This is a genomic window from Escherichia sp. KS167_9B, from assembly GCF_030295215.1.
In the GTDB taxonomy this organism is placed as follows: domain Bacteria; phylum Pseudomonadota; class Gammaproteobacteria; order Enterobacterales; family Enterobacteriaceae; genus Escherichia; species Escherichia coli_F.
Map to the genome: position 1 here is coordinate 3,299,682 of NZ_AP025754.1, position 17,621 is coordinate 3,317,302.

A 17,621-nucleotide genomic window follows, 5' to 3' on the forward strand; every position below is an offset into this window, starting at 1 on the left:
TTGCGTAACCCGCCCAGCCGGACACGACCGCGTCGCATCCGGTAGTCACAGGTTGGCGATACCGCCCGCTCCGTATTCTACGAATATTTCCGGGAATTCCTTTGATGCCAGAACAGTTCTGTAAGATTTTTAGAACATTAGCGCCGTGCGGCGGCGTTTTTCTGCGCTCAGTTGTTCAAGTTTATTACGATCGACACAAATCAGCGCATGGGTCGGGCAAGCAGCCATACAGGCCGGGCCGTCTTCACGATGGTTACAGAGGTCGCATTTATTAGCTTCGGCTTTGTCAGCGCGTACGTTAAGCCCTGCGCCGCTGTTGCGAATCACCGGACGCACTACCACTTCCATCGCACCATACGGGCAAGCCACAACGCAGGTTTTGCAACCAATGCAACGTTCCTGCATGACATGAACAAACCCTTTATCACGGCTGATAGCACCATTCGGGCAGACGTTAGCGCACGGTGCATCTTCACACTGACGGCAAACTGTCGCCGTGGAAATGTTCACACCTTTAATGACATGGATTCGCGGTAAAAAAGTTTCCGGGGTCAGCGATGCACAGTCCTGATTCTCCTGATGAGAAACCACGCACGCCACTTCACAGGTACGACAACCAATACATTTACTCGCGTCAGCAATGATGAAACGGTTCATCAAATTCTCCAGCAATGACAGTTAATGCGCCGATACATTCACAAATCATGCCAACTTTTAATTGATTGTTATTTAAAGAAATTAAATTCTGCAATGCAGAAAAAACGATGTCATCGACACTAGTGACGATGACATGTGATGACAATGCTTATCGCGAAAGATCAATGAGGGAGTCGCGGCGGATCAGTTTTCCGCTGAAGGTTTTCGGCGGTGTGTAAGCACCACCATCGAGCATAAATATCAGCCGCCCAATTATTTCCTGAATCATCTCAGTCACAGGAATTTTTACGCTGGAGAGCGCCGGAACGGTGTAGGGGGCAATTGCGATATCATCAAATCCAATAACCGATACTTGCCCCGGCACCGCTACACCACGGTCATGCAACGCTTTCATCGCACCTATCGCCATATCGTCGTTACTGGCAACTAACGCGCTAAATTTAGCACCACGTTCGAGCAACGTTTCTACCCCTTCGGCCCCGCTGGCAGGCGTCCATTTACCGTTAGCGATAAGTTTTTCATTGAGTGCAATACCATGCTGCGCCAGCGCGTCTTTATATCCGGCAAGGCGTTCAATGCTGGTGGGGGAATCCATCGAACCGGTAAGGAAAGCAATCTCCTGATGTCCGGCGTTTATCAACTCTGCCACGGCGTTAAAGCTGGTCTGTTTATGATCGCACCAGACGCTATGGCTACTGTTTTTGCGCAGGCGGCGATTGAGCACCATTATCGGCTGATTGTGTGCATCAATGATGTCATCAATCTCATCCACGCTTAAAAAGCGCGGGTAAATCATAATGGCGTCGCAGCGCAGATCCAGTAGATACTGAATCGCCTGGCGTTCTTCTTCGGCGCTATGTTTGCCATCTGCCAATAGCAGCTGACGCCCTTTCTCTTCCGCCATTCTCGCGGTATGAAACAGTAATTCACTAAAATAAATGCCGTGGTAAAGCGTGTTGGTCACTACCAGCCCCAGCGTCTGGGTACTCTTCGCTGACAGATTGCGCGCCAGCAAATTTGGGCGGTAGCCGCTCTCTTCCACCGCCTGAAACACGCGATCTTTAGTTTCCTGGCTGACGTAGCCATTACCTGAAAGCACGCGGGAAACGGTCGCTTTTGAAACCCCGGCGCGCTTCGCCACTTCCAGCATTGTCGTCATCATTTTCATCCCTTTACACGCAATCAACGCAGTGTACTGCACCGTTGGCTGATTGTCCTTGTGCAAGCAGCGGGAAAAATATTCAGGTGACCGGTTTCACAAATATAAAAAATGAGCAATTAACTCTCTTGCTTAATCAGTATCAACTATTCATGATTTTGTGAAACCGGTTTCTTAATTCCGTTTCAGCATCGGCAATTTCCCGTCACGTCGACTGATAACAACTACCTCTACCCTACTGATAACAGGATAAAATCCGATGGCCAAAAATTATGCGGCGCTGGCACGCTCGGTGATAGCGGCACTGGGCGGCGTTGATAACATCTCGGCAGTCACGCACTGTATGACGCGTTTACGCTTTGTTATCAAAGATGATGCATTGATCGACAGCCCAACGTTAAAAACTATCTCCGGCGTGCTCGGTGTGGTACGTAGTGACAACCAGTGTCAGGTGATTATAGGTAATACGGTTTCGCAGACCTTTCAGGAAGTTGTCAGCTTGTTACCTGGAGATATGCAGCCCACGCAGCCCGTGGGGAAACCCAAACTCACGCTACGTCGCATTGGTGCGGGGATCCTGGATGCGCTGATCGGCACCATGTCACCGCTGATCCCGGCGATCATCGGCGGATCGATGGTCAAACTGCTGGCGATGATCCTCGAGATGAGCGGCGTGCTGACAAAAGGATCGCCGACCTTAACCATTCTCAATGTGATTGGTGATGGTGCTTTCTTCTTCCTGCCGCTGATGGTCGCTGCTTCTGCCGCCATCAAATTTAAAACCAATATGTCGCTGGCGATTGCCATTGCGGGTGTGCTGGTACATCCGAGTTTTATTGAGCTGATGGCGAAAGCGGCCCAGGGTGAACATGTTGAATTTGCCCTGATTCCGGTCACCGCGGTGAAATACACCTACACGGTGATCCCGGCGCTGGTGATGACCTGGTGCCTGTCATATATCGAACGCTGGGTGGACAGCATTACACCGGCGGTGACGAAAAACTTCCTCAAGCCAATGCTGATTGTGTTGATTGCCGCACCGCTGGCAATCCTGCTGATTGGCCCGATTGGTATCTGGATCGGTAGCGCCATTTCGGCGCTGGTTTACACCATTCATGGTTATCTGGGCTGGCTTTCAGTCGCCATTATGGGCGCACTGTGGCCTCTGCTGGTAATGACCGGGATGCACCGCGTCTTTACGCCAACCATCATTCAAACTATTGCCGAAACCGGCAAAGAAGGAATGGTCATGCCATCAGAGATCGGCGCTAACCTGTCGCTGGGCGGTTCATCACTGGCGGTGGCGTGGAAAACGAAAAACCCGGAACTGCGCCAGACGGCGCTGGCTGCGGCGGCATCAGCCATTATGGCGGGGATTTCCGAACCCGCGTTATACGGCGTGGCGATCCGCCTGAAACGTCCGCTTATCGCCAGTCTTATCAGCGGTTTTATTTGCGGCGCGGTTGCCGGTATGGCGGGGCTTGCCAGCCACTCAATGGCAGCGCCGGGATTATTTACCAGCGTGCAGTTCTTCGATCCGGCGAATCCAATGAGCATCGTCTGGGTGTTCGCCGTCATGGCGCTGGCGGTCGTGCTGTCGTTTATCCTCACACTGTTGCTCGGCTTTGAGGATATTCCTGTTGAGGAAGCGGCTGCCCAGGCGCGAAAGCATCAGAGCGTACAACCGACTGTCGCCAAAGAAGTAAGTCTTAATTGAGGATGAAAATGTCAGTATTTCCGCAAGGTTTTTTATGGGGCGGCGCGCTTGCCGCCAACCAATCTGAAGGTGCGTACCGTGAAGGTGGCAAAGGGCTGACCACGGTCGATATGATCCCGCACGGCGAACATCGAATGGCGGTGAAACTGGGGCTGGAAAAACGTTTTCAGTTGCGCGATGACGAGTTTTATCCCAGCCATGAGGCGACGGATTTTTATCATCGTTATAAAGAAGATATCGCCCTGATGGCAGAGATGGGATTCAAGGTTTTTCGTACCTCGATTGCCTGGAGCCGCCTCTTCCCGCAGGGCGATGAACTGACGCCCAACCAGCAGGGCATTGCTTTTTACCGCACGGTTTTTGAAGAGTGTAAAAAGTACGGTATCGAACCGCTGGTCACGTTGTGTCACTTCGACGTGCCGATGCATCTGGTCACTGAATATGGCTCCTGGCGTAACCGCAAGCTGGTGGAGTTTTTCAGCCGCTACGCCCGGACCTGCTTTGAAGCATTTGATGGGCTGGTGAAATACTGGCTCACCTTTAATGAAATCAACATCATGTTGCATAGCCCGTTCTCCGGCGCGGGTCTGGTTTTTGAAGAAGGAGAAGATCAGGAGCAGGTGAAATATCAGGCTGCGCACCACCAGCTGGTTGCCAGTGCGTTAGCCACCAAAATCGCCCATGAGGTTAACCCGCAAAATCAGGTGGGCTGTATGCTGGCGGGCGGCAACTTCTACCCTTACAGCTGCAAGCCGGAAGATGTCTGGGCAGCGCTGGAGAAAGACCGGGAAAACCTGTTTTTTATCGATGTGCAGGCGCGGGGTGCGTATCCGGCTTACTCTGCCCGCGTATTTCGCGAAAAAGGGGTAACCATCGACAAAGCACCGGGCGATGATGAGATCCTGAAAAACACCGTCGATTTTGTCTCTTTCAGCTATTACGCCTCGCGCTGCGCCTCGGCGGAGATGAACGCCAACAACAGCAGTGCGGCGAACGTGGTGAAATCGCTGCGTAACCCGTATCTACAGGTGAGCGACTGGGGCTGGGGAATTGATCCACTCGGTCTGCGTATCACCATGAATATGATGTACGATCGTTATCAGAAGCCGCTGTTTCTGGTGGAAAACGGCCTGGGCGCAAAAGATGAATTTGCTGCCAATGGCGAGATTAACGACGACTATCGCATCAGCTATTTACGCGAACATATCCGCGCAATGGGCGAAGCGATTGCAGACGGCATTCCGCTGATGGGCTACACCACCTGGGGCTGTATTGATTTAGTTTCCGCGTCAACGGGTGAAATGAGCAAACGCTACGGTTTTGTCTATGTAGACCGTGACGATGCAGGCAACGGCACGCTGGCGCGCACGCGTAAGAAATCATTCTGGTGGTATAAAAAAGTGATTGCCAGTAACGGTGAAGATTTAGAGTAAGCAAACGTGCCGGATGCGGCGTGAACGCCTTATCCGGCCTACATAGTTCGTGCGACATGTAGGCCCGATAAGCGCAGCGCATCGGGCAATCTGGCGTTTGGCATCAGAGCTGATTCACCCCATCAAGCATATCCTCTGTTATCAAGCAACGCTGGGTCAACGCCAGATCTTCCGTTTGCGGGTCGCGCCCGGCAATGGGTTTGAGGACGAGTTTACGGTTGGGGGTATAAGTGAAACGCGTGAGCGCGGGATAGCTTAACTTGCCAAACCAGCCGTGAACACGTTGCCATTTGGCGTCTTTTACCTGATACAGACTGGTTATCCAGTAACCAGAATTAAACTGCATATCCAGCAATTGTGTGTGGCCATTGCCTTGCAAATCCAGCAAATCATCTACGCCAGTTTTGCTTGCGGTGTAGAATCCCCAGGGTTCAAAGACACAGGGACGACCATCGCGCGTGAACGTCATAAGGATTAAATGTGCATAAGGAGCCAGACCATTACCAGCACTTGGTAACCAGATAACCAGATCCTGAATGCCGTTACGATCCAGATCGGCGCGATAGAGTTGCCCTTTGCCCGCCATATTTGCCAGCATACCCACAGGCACCTTCCAGGATTTACCGGCGCGGTCTTTAGCAGTTAATTGCCAGTAATCCTCTTCATTTGGCATCTTCTCAAGCGTCACGCCAGCAACGCCCACTTTTCTAAAATGCCAGGTTTGCTCGGTATAATAAGGCATAGTCAGGAGAGGTTTCAGCGCCCGCTTTTGCGCGTATTCGCTGTCACTCATTGGCAGATATTCGGTAAAGCTGGTAGCCTGCGCAGGAAGCACTAAGCAAAATAAAAAAGCGCACATCCCTGTTCTGATTTTCAATTCCCTGAATTCCTTACTGAAAAACTACTCTTCTTCCACCGCTAACTGCGCAAATCCACCATTCCCTTCCCAGCCTTCAAGTCGTTGATAAACGGTTTCTACGGCGTCTTTAATCGGCTGGGTCATCGGGTAGTAAAAACCGACGATATCCGGCTGGATGCCGAGGAAAATCACTTCGCCAATGTCTTCTTTTAACTGGTCGATAAGGTAGTTCAGCGGCATGTTATGGGTAGTCATCATAAACATCTCGGCGATGTCATCCGGGTCGATGATGCGGATCTCGCCGGGGTTTAGCCCCATATCAGTGGCGTCGACAATCAGCAGTCGCGTAGGGCGCAGTTCACGGATGGCGACAATGTCGTTTTCCGGTGCGCTACCGCCGTCAATCACCACCCAGTTACCTTTCGGCGCGGCGGCGCACTTTTCCGCCAGCAGCGGACCTGCGCCATCATCGCCCATCATGCTATTGCCAACACAGAGTAAAACGTCAGTCACGCAGTCTCCTCACCATCAAATAGATGGCATTTTCCTGATAAATATCATGCAGCATACTTAACAGCATGGTACTCCATTCTTTCTGCTGCGAAGTTTGCGTTGCCCGGGCTTTATCGAATGCGTTGGCCAGCATCGGCACATGGTTAATGTCGATAACGATCTCACCATATTTCGGCACGCCTTCCATTTTACGGCGGGCTTCACTGCCCGCCTCCAGAGTGGCAATCCATGCCAGATATTCATCCCACGGGCAGGTGAGCGCGGCTTCCAGGCAATCGATAACCCCAAGGTGGTGACCAATCGCCAGGCTGTAATAGACCACCTGCTGCGCCTCGGCGGGCGTAGCATCGTTCTCATCAATAAATTTACGGCTCAGTTGACTGAACACCACCTTTTCACTCATCGAATACGCGCCTCTTCAACAACATGATTCAGATGGCTGACAATCTCGTTCAGACGCGGATCGTTTTCCGCTTCCAGCCAGCGTGCAACCTGCTCTTCACCCTGCCCTAACTGCGTCAGGAAATCATCGGCAATCTGGCGACCGTAACGATAACCCGCCAGGCGGCGTGCTTCGCGATCTACTTTTACACGCAGCGGCTGCACCATATCGCCATGCAGGATCTCTGCCGGTTGTTCATCCAGTTCACCCGGCCCACGGGCGTGAATTTTCTGCTCCAGCAGGCCGAGCGCCATTGCAAAGCCGTACAGCGTGGCGGCTGGCGTTGGCGGGCACCCCGGAATGTAGACATCCACCGGGACGATTTTATCCGTACCCCCCCACACGCAGTAGAGATCGTGGAAGATCCCGCCGCTGTTACCGCAGGCACCGTAGGAGATACAGATTTTCGGGTCCGGCGCGGACTGCCACGCACGCAGCGCAGGGGATCGCATTGCACGGGTGACCGCGCCGGTAAACAGTAAAATATCCGCATGACGCGGAGAAGGAACGACTTTAATGCCGAAGCGTTCTGCATCGAACAGCGGCGATAAGGTTGCGAAAATTTCAATTTCGCAGCCGTTGCAGCCGCCGCAGTCCACGCGGTAAACGTAGGCAGAACGTTTGATTTTTTTCAGTAACGACGCCTTCATACTGGCGATGGATTCATCCACCGTCATCGGGACCGGAATGCCGTTGGCGTCACGGGGGCCTAATAAATTGCTCATCAGATGGCCTCTTTCATATGGCGAGTCAGTTCAATACGGTCGGACGGCACCAGGCATTTCTGGCGCTTACATTCCGGGCAAGTCTCAAAGCTTTCGCGGTGGTTTTCCGCACGGCTGTCACCATTGTGCTTAAGCAGCGCAATGGCGTAGTCGATCTCTTTCTGGACGGCGAAAGGACGATTGCAGACGCGGCAGTTGCACAGCGCGAAGCGAGACTGTTGCAGGAAATCTTCTTTCTTCCACACCGCCAGTTCGTACTCTTGCGACAGTTTGATCGCCGCCGTCGGGCAGACTTCTTCGCAGCGTCCACAGAAGATGCAGCGACCGAGATTGAACTGCCATGCCAGCTCACCGGTGGCGAGATCAGTTTCAACCGTTAAGGCGTTTGACGGGCAGGCATTGACGCAGGCTGCACAGCCGATGCACTGCTGCGGGTTCTGCTCTGGCTTACCACGGAAGTTTTTATCAACCGCAATCGGCTCCAGCGGGTAAGACGAGGTCGCCGTGCCGGTTTTGATGACTTTTTTGATAAAGGTAAACATGGCGATTCCTTATTTCAGCGGCGAGTTTTTACGCTCAATGCTGTAGCGCTCAAGTTCTTTGTACGGCACCACTTTGCTCTTCTTCTTACGCACATCGACCACGGTCATGCGGTCGGTACAGGAGTAGCAAGGGTCCAGGCTACCAATAATCAGCGGCGCATCAGAAACGGTGTTGCCGCGCAGCATGTAGCGCAGGGTCGGCCAGTTCGCGTAGGTCGCGGCACGGCAGCGCCAGCGGTACAGCTTCTGGTTGTCGCCGGTCATGCTCCAGTGAATATCATCACCGCGCGGCGCTTCGGCAAAGCCCAGCGCAAAACGGTGCGGAATGTAGGTAAAGCCTTCCACCATCAGCGGGCCGCCCGGCAGGTTATCCAGACCGTAGTCAATCATGTTCAGCGCGGTATAGACTTCGTTGATACGCACTTTCAGACGGGAAATCACATCGCAGCCCTGCTCACTGTGAACTTCCATTGGCAGTAAGCCATAGCCAACAAACGGGTGATCGGCGCGGGTATCGCGGGCGTGACCACTGGCGCGGACCATCGGGCCGACGTTACTGAAGTCGCGGGCAATTTCCGGGTCCAGACGACCAATGCCGACAGTGCGCTGTTCCATGTTCGGTGTGCTCAGCAGCACATCCACCAGCTCCTGCACTTCACGACGCATCTGCTGCGCCAGTTGACGGGTCTGGATCATGTCATCTTTCAGCAGATCGCGACGAATCCCGCCGATCAGGTTCAGGCCGTAGGTTTTACGCGCACCGGTAAGGATCTCCGCCATTTTCATGGAGGTTTCACGCACGCGGAAGAACTGCATAAAACCAGAGTCAAAGCCAGTGAAGTGGCAGGCAAGGCCAAGGTTGAGCAGATGCGAGTGCAGGCGTTCCACTTCCAGCAAAATGGCGCGAATCATCTGCGCACGTTCTGGCACCTGAATACCCATCGCGTTTTCCACCGACGTGGTGTAAGCGGTGCTGTGGGCGAAGCCGCAGATCCCGCACACACGGTCGGAGAGGAAGGTCACTTCGTTGTAACCCATGCGGGTTTCCGCCAGTTTTTCCATGCCGCGATGGACATAGAACAGGCGGTAGTCGGCGTCGATAATGTTTTCGCCATCAACGAACAGACGGAAGTGGCCCGGTTCGTCAGAAGTGACGTGCAGTGGACCAATCGGCACGACGTTGTTTTTCTTGTCGCCCAGTTCGTTGATGAACTCGTAGGTTTCAGCATCAGTAGTTGGTGCCGGACGTTGACGATAATCCATGCTGTCTTTACGCAGCGGGTAGAGTTCATCCGGCCAGTCATCCGGCAGCACCAGACGGCGTTCATCCGGAAGCCCTACCGGAATCAAACCGTACATATCGCGCACTTCACGCTCGCCCCACACCGCCGCCGGAACGCGCGGCGTCACGGACGGATATTCTGGTTTGTTGGCGTCAACTTCGACGCGAACCGTAATCCAACACTTGGTGCCCTTCTCCATCGACAGCACGTAATAAACGGCGTAATGACCATTCAGTTTGCGTTCATCGTTACCAAACAGCACCGACAGCCAGCCCCCCTGCTTGTAGTAGAGGAACTCCACCACTTCCGGCAGATAGTTCACCTTCACGGTGACAGTCAGCTGATCTTTGGTCTGCCAGGCGTGGTCCAGCACGACGCCCGGAAATGCCTCATTCAGCGCGGCGAGATAATGTTGACCTAATTTTTCTTCAGACATGCTCAAACTCTCTTTAATCACGCCGCCAGCAAGGAGACGAACGCTAAAAATGCAAAGCCAAAACCAGCCCAGGTAATGCGTGGAGTAATATCAAGACGCAGACGGGCCATGCTGTTTTCGAACAGCGCGATAACCAGTACGCCGACCACAAGTTTGACGATGGCAATCACCAGCGCCAGCAGCAGCCCACCGGCAGTGAAGGTTTCCATTTGTCCCCACGGAATAAACACCCCGACGAACATCTGTAACACCACCAGCTGTTTCAGGCTGATACCCCATTTCATGACGCCAAAGCCGCTGCCGCTGTACTCAGAGAGCGGACCTTCCTGCAGCTCCTGCTCGGCTTCCGCCAGGTCGAACGGCAGTTTGCCCATTTCGATAAAGGTGGCGAATGCGCAGGCACAGAGCGCCAGCACCAGCGGAATGCTCTGGCTCAGCGGCCAGTGATAAACGGTGTCGGTGATGTTGCTGATGTTGGTGGAACCAGCCACCTGCGCGGCGACCCACAGACCAAGCAACAACATCGGTTCGACCAGCACGCCCAGCATCGCTTCACGGCTCGCGCCAATAGCAGTAAACGGACTACCGGTATCCAGACCAGAAATGGCAAAGAAGAAACGCGCAATGGCGAAGAGATACAGTAAAGTGATCAAATCCCCCAGTTGCGGCAGCGGAGAACCGACGGTCACCACCGGCAGCGCGGTAGCGATAGTCAGCATGACGCCCACCATCACATACGGCGTCAGGCGGAACACCCAGCCGGAGGCATCGGGGCCAACGCTCTGACGACCCAGCAGTTTGATAATGTCGCGATACTCCTGCAACACGTCCGGCCCGCGACGGTTATGCAAGCGGGCGCGCGCCACGCGGGTAATACCAGAGAGCAGCGGCGCAACGGCAAATAACACCAGCGCCTGAATTAACGGATATAAAACACTCATTCTCAGGCTCCTCGTGAAACAATAATCACCACCAGCACCGCCAGTTCAACCAGCGCCATCCGGCGGAACAGCAACGCACTCCCCTCGCACTGCCAGCCTGGTACCAGCGACACCGGATTCAGCCATTTGCGCAGTTTCAGCACTGGCGCAAATGCCTGTTTCACCGGCATGGCAAAACCGTGAGCGGTAATCACCATTGATTTTTCATGGTCGTAGCCGCACACCCAGGCCGCGCCGCGGGAACGCGACGGCAAACGATCGCCTTTGCAAATCGCCATAATGATGAATGGCAGCAGCGGGCAGGCAATCAGCAGCAACGTGATCATTGGTTGAGAAACGGTTGTATTAGCAGGCTCCAGCGGCAGAGGTACGGCAGCAGACAACATCGGCAGCAGCCACGGCGCAGCAACACCGCCAATCACGCAGCAAATCGCCAGTGCCACTACGCTTACGCTCATCAGGAGCGGCGCACAGGTGGCGTTTTCGGCTTCTTTGGTACGCGGCGCGCCAAGGAAAGTAACGCCATAAACTTTCGCCATACACATCACTGCCAGCGCACCGGTAATTGCCAGCCCCACTGCGAGCAGCGGCCCCAGCAGACGGGCAACAAACGCGCCACTATTGCTCAGTTTGAAGAAGGATTGATAGATAACCCATTCCCCGGCAAACCCGTTCAGTGGCGGCAACGCAGCCATTGCCATCAGCCCAACTAACATGGCGATGGAGATAACCGGCATTTTTTTGCCAATACCACCGAGTTTTTCGATATCGCGATGCCCGGTACGGAACCAGACGCTCCCCGCACCAAGGAACAGTACGCTTTTGAACAGGCTATGGTTAAGCAGATGGTACAGACCACCGACCAGGCCAAGGGCAATCAGCGCCGGTTGTTCAAGCGCGATACCCGTTACGCCAGCGCCTAGCCCCAGCAGGATGATGCCGATATTTTCCAGAGTGTGGTAAGCCAGCAGACGCTGAATGTTGTGCTCCATCAGCGCATACAGACCGCCGACGAACGCGGTGATCATGCCGAGTACCAGAAGTGCAATTCCCCACCACAGCGGCGCATTACCGCCCAGCAGAGACAGGGTTAAAATACCCAGCAGGCCAATTTTCATCACCACCGTGGAAAACAGCGCGGCAGCTGGCGCAGAGGCGTTAGCATGAGCCTGTGGCACCCAGCCGTGCAGCGGGATAATCCCGGCCAGCAGGCCAAAACCAATCACACCGAGCAGCCAGATATCGGAACCAAGCGGCAGCTGTTGCATGCGCATATCCAGCAGGCGCAGATCCAGCGTGCCGTAACGTTGCCACAGCAGCCAGCAAGCAATCGCCAGCAGCAAAGTGCCAAGACGCCCCAGCGCAAACCACAGTTTGCCCTCTTTGCTGTTGTTGGTGAGGAACACCGCACACAGGGCCATGATTTCTGCCATTACTACGAACATGCCCAGATTGCTGGCAATGACGGCACAGACGGCAGCAGCCATCAACATATTGATCTGCAAGCCGTTACACTTCACCTGCGCATGGCGATGCCAGTCAATGTTGTAGAGGCTGACAAACAGACCGCACAGGCCGAGGGTTATCAGCCAAATCGCATTAAGCGGAGAGATTTGCACATTGTAGCTTACCAGCGACAACGCGCCGCTCACGCCAACCGCGCCAGTCAGCACAGTGAAGCCTGCGGCTGCCGTATACAGGCTACCCACCGCGCCGCCAATTCCGGCAATCCAGCTGCTTAACGCCTTTTGAAAAGAAAAGAGAAATGCCAGAACAGCAGCAGCAACAAACCACGCCACGCCGCTATTGATCAGGGAAATTGCGCTCATTTAGCCTCTCCACTTTGAGCCTGCTGAAACAAGGTGAGATCGCCAAAGTCCGTGTTAAAGGTCAGCTCACGCTTACGCTTGCTGACGCGGGCGATATCGGTGTTATCCACCAGATGCAGGGCTTTGGTTGGGCACATCCGCACGCAGGCCGGACCTTGTTCATCAAAGCTACAGAGGTCACATTTGACGGCGATCGCGCGAATACCCGGCACCCAGTCAAGCAACGTGCTGACACGCGCCGGAGCAGGCGGTGCCGGTGGTGCTTTCGGGGTATTGGCGTTTGCCGGAATATCCAGCGGACGGCTGCCGGAAAATTCGATTGCGCCAAACGGGCAGGCGATGCCGCACAGTTTGCAGCTTACGCACAGGCTTTCATTCAGCTGCACTGCCCCATCAACGCGGGTGATAGCGTTAACCGGGCAGACCACCGCACAGGGTGCATCTTCACAGTGGTGACAGAGCTGCGGCGCAGATTCTTTTTCATTTAGCATCACTCGCAGGCGCGGCATTGATTGCAGGCCGTGCTGGCGATGCGTCTCTGAACAGGCGGCCTCACAGGTGTGGCAGCCGATACAGAGCGTGGAGTCAGCAATTACAAAACGATTCACCAGGCATTCCTCAGGTGATTGTCATTTTTGACGAAAACATGCCGATGAAATGTCATTTTCGACACTCATCGACACGCCCATCCCCAAACAGGCGTAACGCCTGCAAAACGGGCAAAGCCTCAGCTCATGCCGCCGGGCTTTGTCCCTTTACCAGTTGGCTTAAATTCACCGGTACATTGTTTTCAATGGCGGTGTATAAGCTGTCGTAAACGCCAGCGATTTTTTCGAGATAGTGTTCCAGTACCTGTTCGCGATCGCGGATGTTGACCTTGCCATCTATCATTCCGTCAATGCTCAATTGTGCCTGCGCAATCCGCTGTTTTTCTTCACCCTCTTTCGTTTCGACGTAATACTCGATGGTGTGGCTGTTAAAGCCATCCGCCAGGGTGACGTAAATGCGAAAATGTTCAAAAAGGACGAAACAGAGTTCTTTGTCTGGCGCACAGCTCATGGCGTGATGCAGGCGCGCTTTCGATAACGTGATCCCCTGAACCAGCGAATTGCAGTAGAGATGCCACTGGTCCTGTAGGCGACGATGCCGCTGTGCGATGTAATCGGCTTTCTCGCTTATTTCCCAAATAGTCATTGTCAGGTTACCCGTTTAACAGAGATGCCAGCTTTAAGCATTTTCTGTGCCAACTTTTAATTTATTGTTATTAAAGCAATTTTTAAGCTAAAGATGAATTTCGTCGCCGTGTCGACGTGTCATTTCGACATCATCGACATTATTCACTTTAGGGATAATCAACACTGGCACAATTATTGCTTGTAGCTGGCAATAGTTAATGGGAGGCGATATGCACGAAATAACCCTCTGCCAACGGGCACTGGAATTGATCGAACAGCAGGCCGCAAAACACGGCGCAAAACGCGTAACTGGGGTCTGGCTCAAAATTGGCGCATTTTCTTGTGTCGAAACCAGCTCTCTTGCCTTTTGTTTTGATCTGGTTTGCCGCGGCAGCGTGGCAGAAGGTTGTAAACTGCACCTCGAAGAACAAGAGGCCGAATGCTGGTGTGAAACATGCCAACAGTATGTGACGCTACTGACCCAGCGCGTCCGGCGCTGTCCACAGTGTCATGGCGACATGCTACAAATTGTGGCAGACGACGGTTTACAGATTCGGCGGATAGAAATAGACCAGGAGTGAGCGATGTGTACAACATGCGGTTGCGGTGAAGGCAACCTGTATATCGAGGGTGATGAACATAACCCTCATTCCGCGTTTCGTAGCGCGCCATTTGCCCCGGCGGCACGCCCGAAGATGAAAATCACCGGCATTAAAGCGCCTGAATTTACCCCCAGCCAGACTGAAGAAGGCGACCTGCATTACGGTCATGGCGAAGCGGGCACTCACGCGCCGGGCATGAGCCAGCGTCGGATGCTGGAAGTCGAAATTGACGTGCTAGACAAAAACAACCGTCTGGCTGAACGCAACCGAGCGCGCTTTGCTGCCCGCAATCAGTTGGTACTCAACCTGGTTTCCAGCCCTGGTTCCGGTAAAACCACCCTGCTGACGGAAACCTTGATACGCCTGAAAGACAGCGTTCCGTGCGCAGTTATTGAAGGCGATCAGCAAACCGTGAACGATGCCGCGCGCATTCGCGCTACCGGCACACCAGCGATTCAGGTGAATACCGGTAAAGGCTGCCATCTTGACGCACAGATGATTGCCGACGCCGCGCCGCGCCTGCCACTGGACGATAACGGTATTCTGTTTATCGAAAACGTTGGCAACCTCGTATGTCCGGCGAGCTTCGATCTCGGTGAAAAACACAAAGTGGCGGTGCTTTCCGTTACCGAAGGTGAAGACAAACCGCTGAAATATCCACATATGTTTGCCGCCGCCTCGCTGATGCTGCTCAACAAAGTTGACCTGCTGCCGTATCTCAATTTCGACGTTGAGAAGTGCATCGCCTGCGCCCGCGAAGTCAATCCAGAAATTGAAATCATCCTTATTTCCGCCACCAGCGGCGAAGGGATGGACCAGTGGCTGAACTGGCTGGAGACACAGCGATGTGCATAGGCGTTCCCGGCCAGATCCGCACCATTGACGGCAACCAGGCGAAAGTCGACGTCTGCGGTATTCAACGCGACGTCGATCTAACGTTAGTCGGCAGCTGCGATGAAAACGGTCAGCCACGCGTGGGCCAGTGGGTACTGGTTCACGTTGGCTTTGCCATGAGCGTAATTAATGAAGCCGAAGCGCGCGACACCCTCGACGCCTTACAAAACATGTTTGACGTTGAGCCGGATGTCGGCGCGCTGTTGTATGGCGAGGAAAAATAATGCGTTTTGTTGATGAATATCGCGCGCCGGAACAGGTGATGCAGTTAATTGAGCATCTGCGCGAACGTGCTTCACATCTCTCTTACACCGCCGAACGCCCTCTGCGGATTATGGAAGTGTGTGGCGGTCATACCCACGCCATTTTTAAATTCGGCCTCGACCAGTTGCTGCCGGAAAACGTCGAGTTTATCCACGGTCCGGGTTGCCCGGTATGTGTACTGCCGATGGGAAGAATCGACACCTGCGTGGAGATTGCCAGCCATCCGGAAGTCATCTTCTGTACCTTTGGCGACGCCATGCGCGTACCAGGGAAACAGGGGTCGCTGTTACAGGCAAAAGCGCGCGGTGCCGATGTTCGCATCGTTTACTCGCCAATGGATGCGTTAAAATTGGCGCAGGAGAATCCAACTCGTAAAGTGGTGTTCTTCGGCTTAGGGTTTGAAACCACCATGCCGACGACGGCCATCACTCTGCAACAGGCGAAAGCCCGCGATGTGCAAAATTTTTACTTTTTCTGCCAGCATATTACGCTGATCCCAACGCTACGCAGTTTGCTGGAACAGCCGGATAACGGTATCGATGCGTTCCTCGCGCCGGGCCACGTCAGTATGGTTATCGGCACCGACGCCTATAATTTTATCGCCAGTGATTTTCATCGTCCTCTGGTGGTTGCTGGATTCGAACCGCTTGATCTACTACAAGGCGTGGTCATGCTGGTGGAGCAGAAAATAGCGGCCCACAGCAAGGTGGAGAATCAGTATCGTCGGGTGGTGCCGGATGCCGGTAACCTGCTGGCGCAACAGGCGATTGCGGATGTCTTCTGCGTCAACGGCGACAGCGAATGGCGCGGCTTAGGCGTGATTGAATCTTCTGGTGTACACCTGACGCCGGATTATCAACGATTTGACGCCGAAGCGCATTTCCGCCCGGCACCGCAGCAGGTCTGCGATGACCCGCGCGCGCGTTGTGGCGAAGTCTTGACGGGCAAATGTAAGCCGCATCAATGCCCGCTGTTTGGTAACACCTGTAATCCTCAAACCGCGTTTGGTGCGCTGATGGTTTCCTCCGAAGGAGCGTGCGCCGCGTGGTATCAGTATCGTCAGCAGGAGAGTGAAGCGTGAATAATATCCAACTCGCCCACGGCAGCGGCGGCCAGGCGATGCAGCAATTAATCAACAGCCTGTTTATGGAAGCTTTTGCCAATCCGTGGCTGGCAGAACAGGAAGACCAGGCGCGCCTTGAGCTGGCGCAGCTGGTGGCAGAAGGCGACCGTCTGGCGTTCTCCACCGACAGCTACGTCATCGACCCGCTGTTCTTTCCTGGTGGCAATATCGGCAAGCTGGCGATTTGTGGCACCGCGAATGACGTTGCGGTCAGTGGCGCTATTCCGCGCTATCTCTCTTGTGGCTTTATCCTCGAAGAGGGATTGCCGATGGAGACGCTAAAAGCCGTGGTGACCAGCATGGCAGAAACCGCCCGCGCGGCAGGCATTGCCATCGTTACAGGCGACACTAAAGTGGTGCAACGCGGCGCGGCAGATAAACTGTTTATCAACACCGCTGGCATGGGCGCGATCCCGGCGAATATTCACTGGGGCGCACAGACGCTAACCGCAGGCGATGTTCTGCTGGTGAGTGGAACTCTCGGCGACCACGGAGCAACTATTCTTAATCTGCGCGAGCAACTGGGGCTGGATGGCGAACTGGTCAGCGACTGCGCAGTGCTGACGCCGCTCATCCAGACGCTGCGTGATATTCCCGGTGTGAAGGCACTGCGTGACGCCACCCGTGGTGGAGTGAACGCGGTAGTTCATGAGTTCGCGGCAGCCTGCGGTTGTGGTATTGAAATTTCAGAAGCGGCACTGCCGGTTAAACCTGCCGTGCGCGGCGTTTGCGAACTGCTGGGGCTGGACGCCCTTAACTTTGCCAACGAAGGCAAACTGGTGATCGCCGTTGAACGCAACGCAGCAGAGCAAGTGCTGGCGGCGTTACATTCCCATCCACTGGGGAAAGACGCGGCGCTGATTGGTGAAGTGGTGGAACGTAAAGGTGTTCGTCTTGCCGGTCTGTATGGCGTGAAACGAACCCTCGATTTACCACACGCCGAACCGCTTCCGCGTATATGCTAATAAAATTCTAAATCTCCTATATTTAGTCAATGACCTTTTGCACCGCTTTGCGGTGCTTTCCT

19 protein-coding genes are annotated in these 17,621 nt (G+C 54.2%); 7 read left to right on the forward strand and 12 right to left on the reverse strand.

From position 1 onward, the window contains the following. Positions 1–129: 129 nt before the first annotated feature. Positions 130–657 (reverse strand): electron transport protein HydN, encoded by a 528-nt coding sequence (hydN, locus tag QUE34_RS16585; RefSeq protein ID WP_001078777.1) that lies wholly within the window; start codon positions 655–657, stop codon positions 130–132. 148 nt (positions 658–805) lie between these two features. Next, positions 806–1,816, reverse strand: a complete 1,011-nt coding sequence (gene ascG / locus QUE34_RS16590) for a DNA-binding transcriptional regulator AscG (RefSeq protein ID WP_032303657.1) — start codon at positions 1,814–1,816, stop codon at positions 806–808. Positions 1,817–2,075: 259 nt separating this feature from the next. Here ascG and ascF point away from each other — a divergent pair, with 259 nt between their 5' ends. Together ascF and ascB are read left to right on the forward strand one after the other, a co-directional pair. Further along, complete coding sequence (gene ascF / locus QUE34_RS16595; protein WP_103253791.1) at positions 2,076–3,533, forward strand: PTS cellobiose/arbutin/salicin transporter subunit IIBC; 1,458 nt, start codon at positions 2,076–2,078, stop codon at positions 3,531–3,533. Between the two features lie 8 nt (positions 3,534–3,541). Continuing rightward, positions 3,542–4,966, forward strand: a complete 1,425-nt coding sequence (gene ascB / locus QUE34_RS16600) for a 6-phospho-beta-glucosidase AscB (protein ID WP_032303658.1) — start codon at positions 3,542–3,544, stop codon at positions 4,964–4,966. Between the two features lie 103 nt (positions 4,967–5,069). On the opposite strand, the gene QUE34_RS16605 is transcribed toward ascB, so the two are convergent. The 10 genes from QUE34_RS16605 to hycA form a co-directional block, all read right to left on the reverse strand. After that, positions 5,070–5,825 (reverse strand): hypothetical protein, encoded by a 756-nt coding sequence (locus QUE34_RS16605; RefSeq protein WP_032303647.1) that lies wholly within the window; start codon positions 5,823–5,825, stop codon positions 5,070–5,072. Between the two features lie 42 nt (positions 5,826–5,867). Then, complete coding sequence (gene hycI, locus QUE34_RS16610) at positions 5,868–6,338, reverse strand: hydrogenase maturation peptidase HycI (protein ID WP_000132961.1); 471 nt, start codon at positions 6,336–6,338, stop codon at positions 5,868–5,870. Continuing rightward, the gene (gene hycH, locus QUE34_RS16615) at positions 6,331–6,741 is read right to left on the reverse strand and encodes a formate hydrogenlyase assembly protein HycH (protein WP_001291923.1); all 411 of its coding nucleotides are present in this window, start codon (positions 6,739–6,741) and stop codon (positions 6,331–6,333) included. Before hycH ends, hycI begins: the two co-directional genes overlap by 8 nt. After that, complete coding sequence (gene hycG, locus QUE34_RS16620; protein WP_000067390.1) at positions 6,738–7,505, reverse strand: formate hydrogenlyase subunit HycG; 768 nt, start codon at positions 7,503–7,505, stop codon at positions 6,738–6,740. Before hycG ends, hycH begins: the two co-directional genes overlap by 4 nt. Continuing rightward, positions 7,505–8,047, reverse strand: a complete 543-nt coding sequence (gene hycF / locus QUE34_RS16625) for a formate hydrogenlyase subunit HycF (RefSeq protein ID WP_000493799.1) — start codon at positions 8,045–8,047, stop codon at positions 7,505–7,507. Before hycF ends, hycG begins: the two co-directional genes overlap by 1 nt. A gap of 9 nt (positions 8,048–8,056) precedes the next feature. After that, the gene (gene hycE / locus QUE34_RS16630; RefSeq protein ID WP_001288122.1) at positions 8,057–9,766 is read right to left on the reverse strand and encodes a formate hydrogenlyase subunit HycE; all 1,710 of its coding nucleotides are present in this window, start codon (positions 9,764–9,766) and stop codon (positions 8,057–8,059) included. Between the two features lie 17 nt (positions 9,767–9,783). Further along, the gene (gene hycD / locus QUE34_RS16635) at positions 9,784–10,707 is read right to left on the reverse strand and encodes a formate hydrogenlyase subunit HycD (RefSeq protein ID WP_000115196.1); all 924 of its coding nucleotides are present in this window, start codon (positions 10,705–10,707) and stop codon (positions 9,784–9,786) included. A gap of 2 nt (positions 10,708–10,709) precedes the next feature. Then, the gene (gene hycC / locus QUE34_RS16640; RefSeq protein ID WP_105268684.1) at positions 10,710–12,536 is read right to left on the reverse strand and encodes a formate hydrogenlyase subunit 3; all 1,827 of its coding nucleotides are present in this window, start codon (positions 12,534–12,536) and stop codon (positions 10,710–10,712) included. Continuing rightward, entirely contained in the window at positions 12,533–13,144 is a 612-nt protein-coding gene (gene hycB, locus QUE34_RS16645) for a formate hydrogenlyase subunit HycB (protein ID WP_001079186.1), read from the reverse strand. The genes hycC and hycB overlap by 4 nt, the downstream gene beginning before the upstream one ends. 124 nt (positions 13,145–13,268) lie before the next feature. Continuing rightward, entirely contained in the window at positions 13,269–13,730 is a 462-nt protein-coding gene (gene hycA, locus QUE34_RS16650; protein ID WP_000158081.1) for a formate hydrogenlyase regulator HycA, read from the reverse strand. A gap of 211 nt (positions 13,731–13,941) precedes the next feature. Here hycA and hypA point away from each other — a divergent pair, with 211 nt between their 5' ends. The 5 genes from hypA to hypE are packed head-to-tail and all read left to right on the forward strand — an operon-like array spanning position 13,942 to position 17,559. Continuing rightward, positions 13,942–14,292 (forward strand): hydrogenase maturation nickel metallochaperone HypA, encoded by a 351-nt coding sequence (gene hypA / locus QUE34_RS16655; protein WP_001299100.1) that lies wholly within the window; start codon positions 13,942–13,944, stop codon positions 14,290–14,292. A gap of 3 nt (positions 14,293–14,295) precedes the next feature. Continuing rightward, a complete protein-coding gene (gene hypB, locus QUE34_RS16660; protein WP_000337676.1) occupies positions 14,296–15,168 on the forward strand; it encodes a hydrogenase nickel incorporation protein HypB in 873 nt (290 codons plus the stop codon). Next, the gene (gene hypC, locus QUE34_RS16665; protein WP_000334881.1) at positions 15,159–15,431 is read left to right on the forward strand and encodes a hydrogenase 3 maturation protein HypC; all 273 of its coding nucleotides are present in this window, start codon (positions 15,159–15,161) and stop codon (positions 15,429–15,431) included. The genes hypB and hypC overlap by 10 nt, the downstream gene beginning before the upstream one ends. Continuing rightward, complete coding sequence (hypD, locus tag QUE34_RS16670; RefSeq protein WP_001212982.1) at positions 15,431–16,552, forward strand: hydrogenase formation protein HypD; 1,122 nt, start codon at positions 15,431–15,433, stop codon at positions 16,550–16,552. Before hypC ends, hypD begins: the two co-directional genes overlap by 1 nt. Further along, complete coding sequence (hypE, locus tag QUE34_RS16675; protein WP_001059968.1) at positions 16,549–17,559, forward strand: hydrogenase maturation carbamoyl dehydratase HypE; 1,011 nt, start codon at positions 16,549–16,551, stop codon at positions 17,557–17,559. The genes hypD and hypE overlap by 4 nt, the downstream gene beginning before the upstream one ends. Positions 17,560–17,621 lie beyond the last annotated feature (62 nt).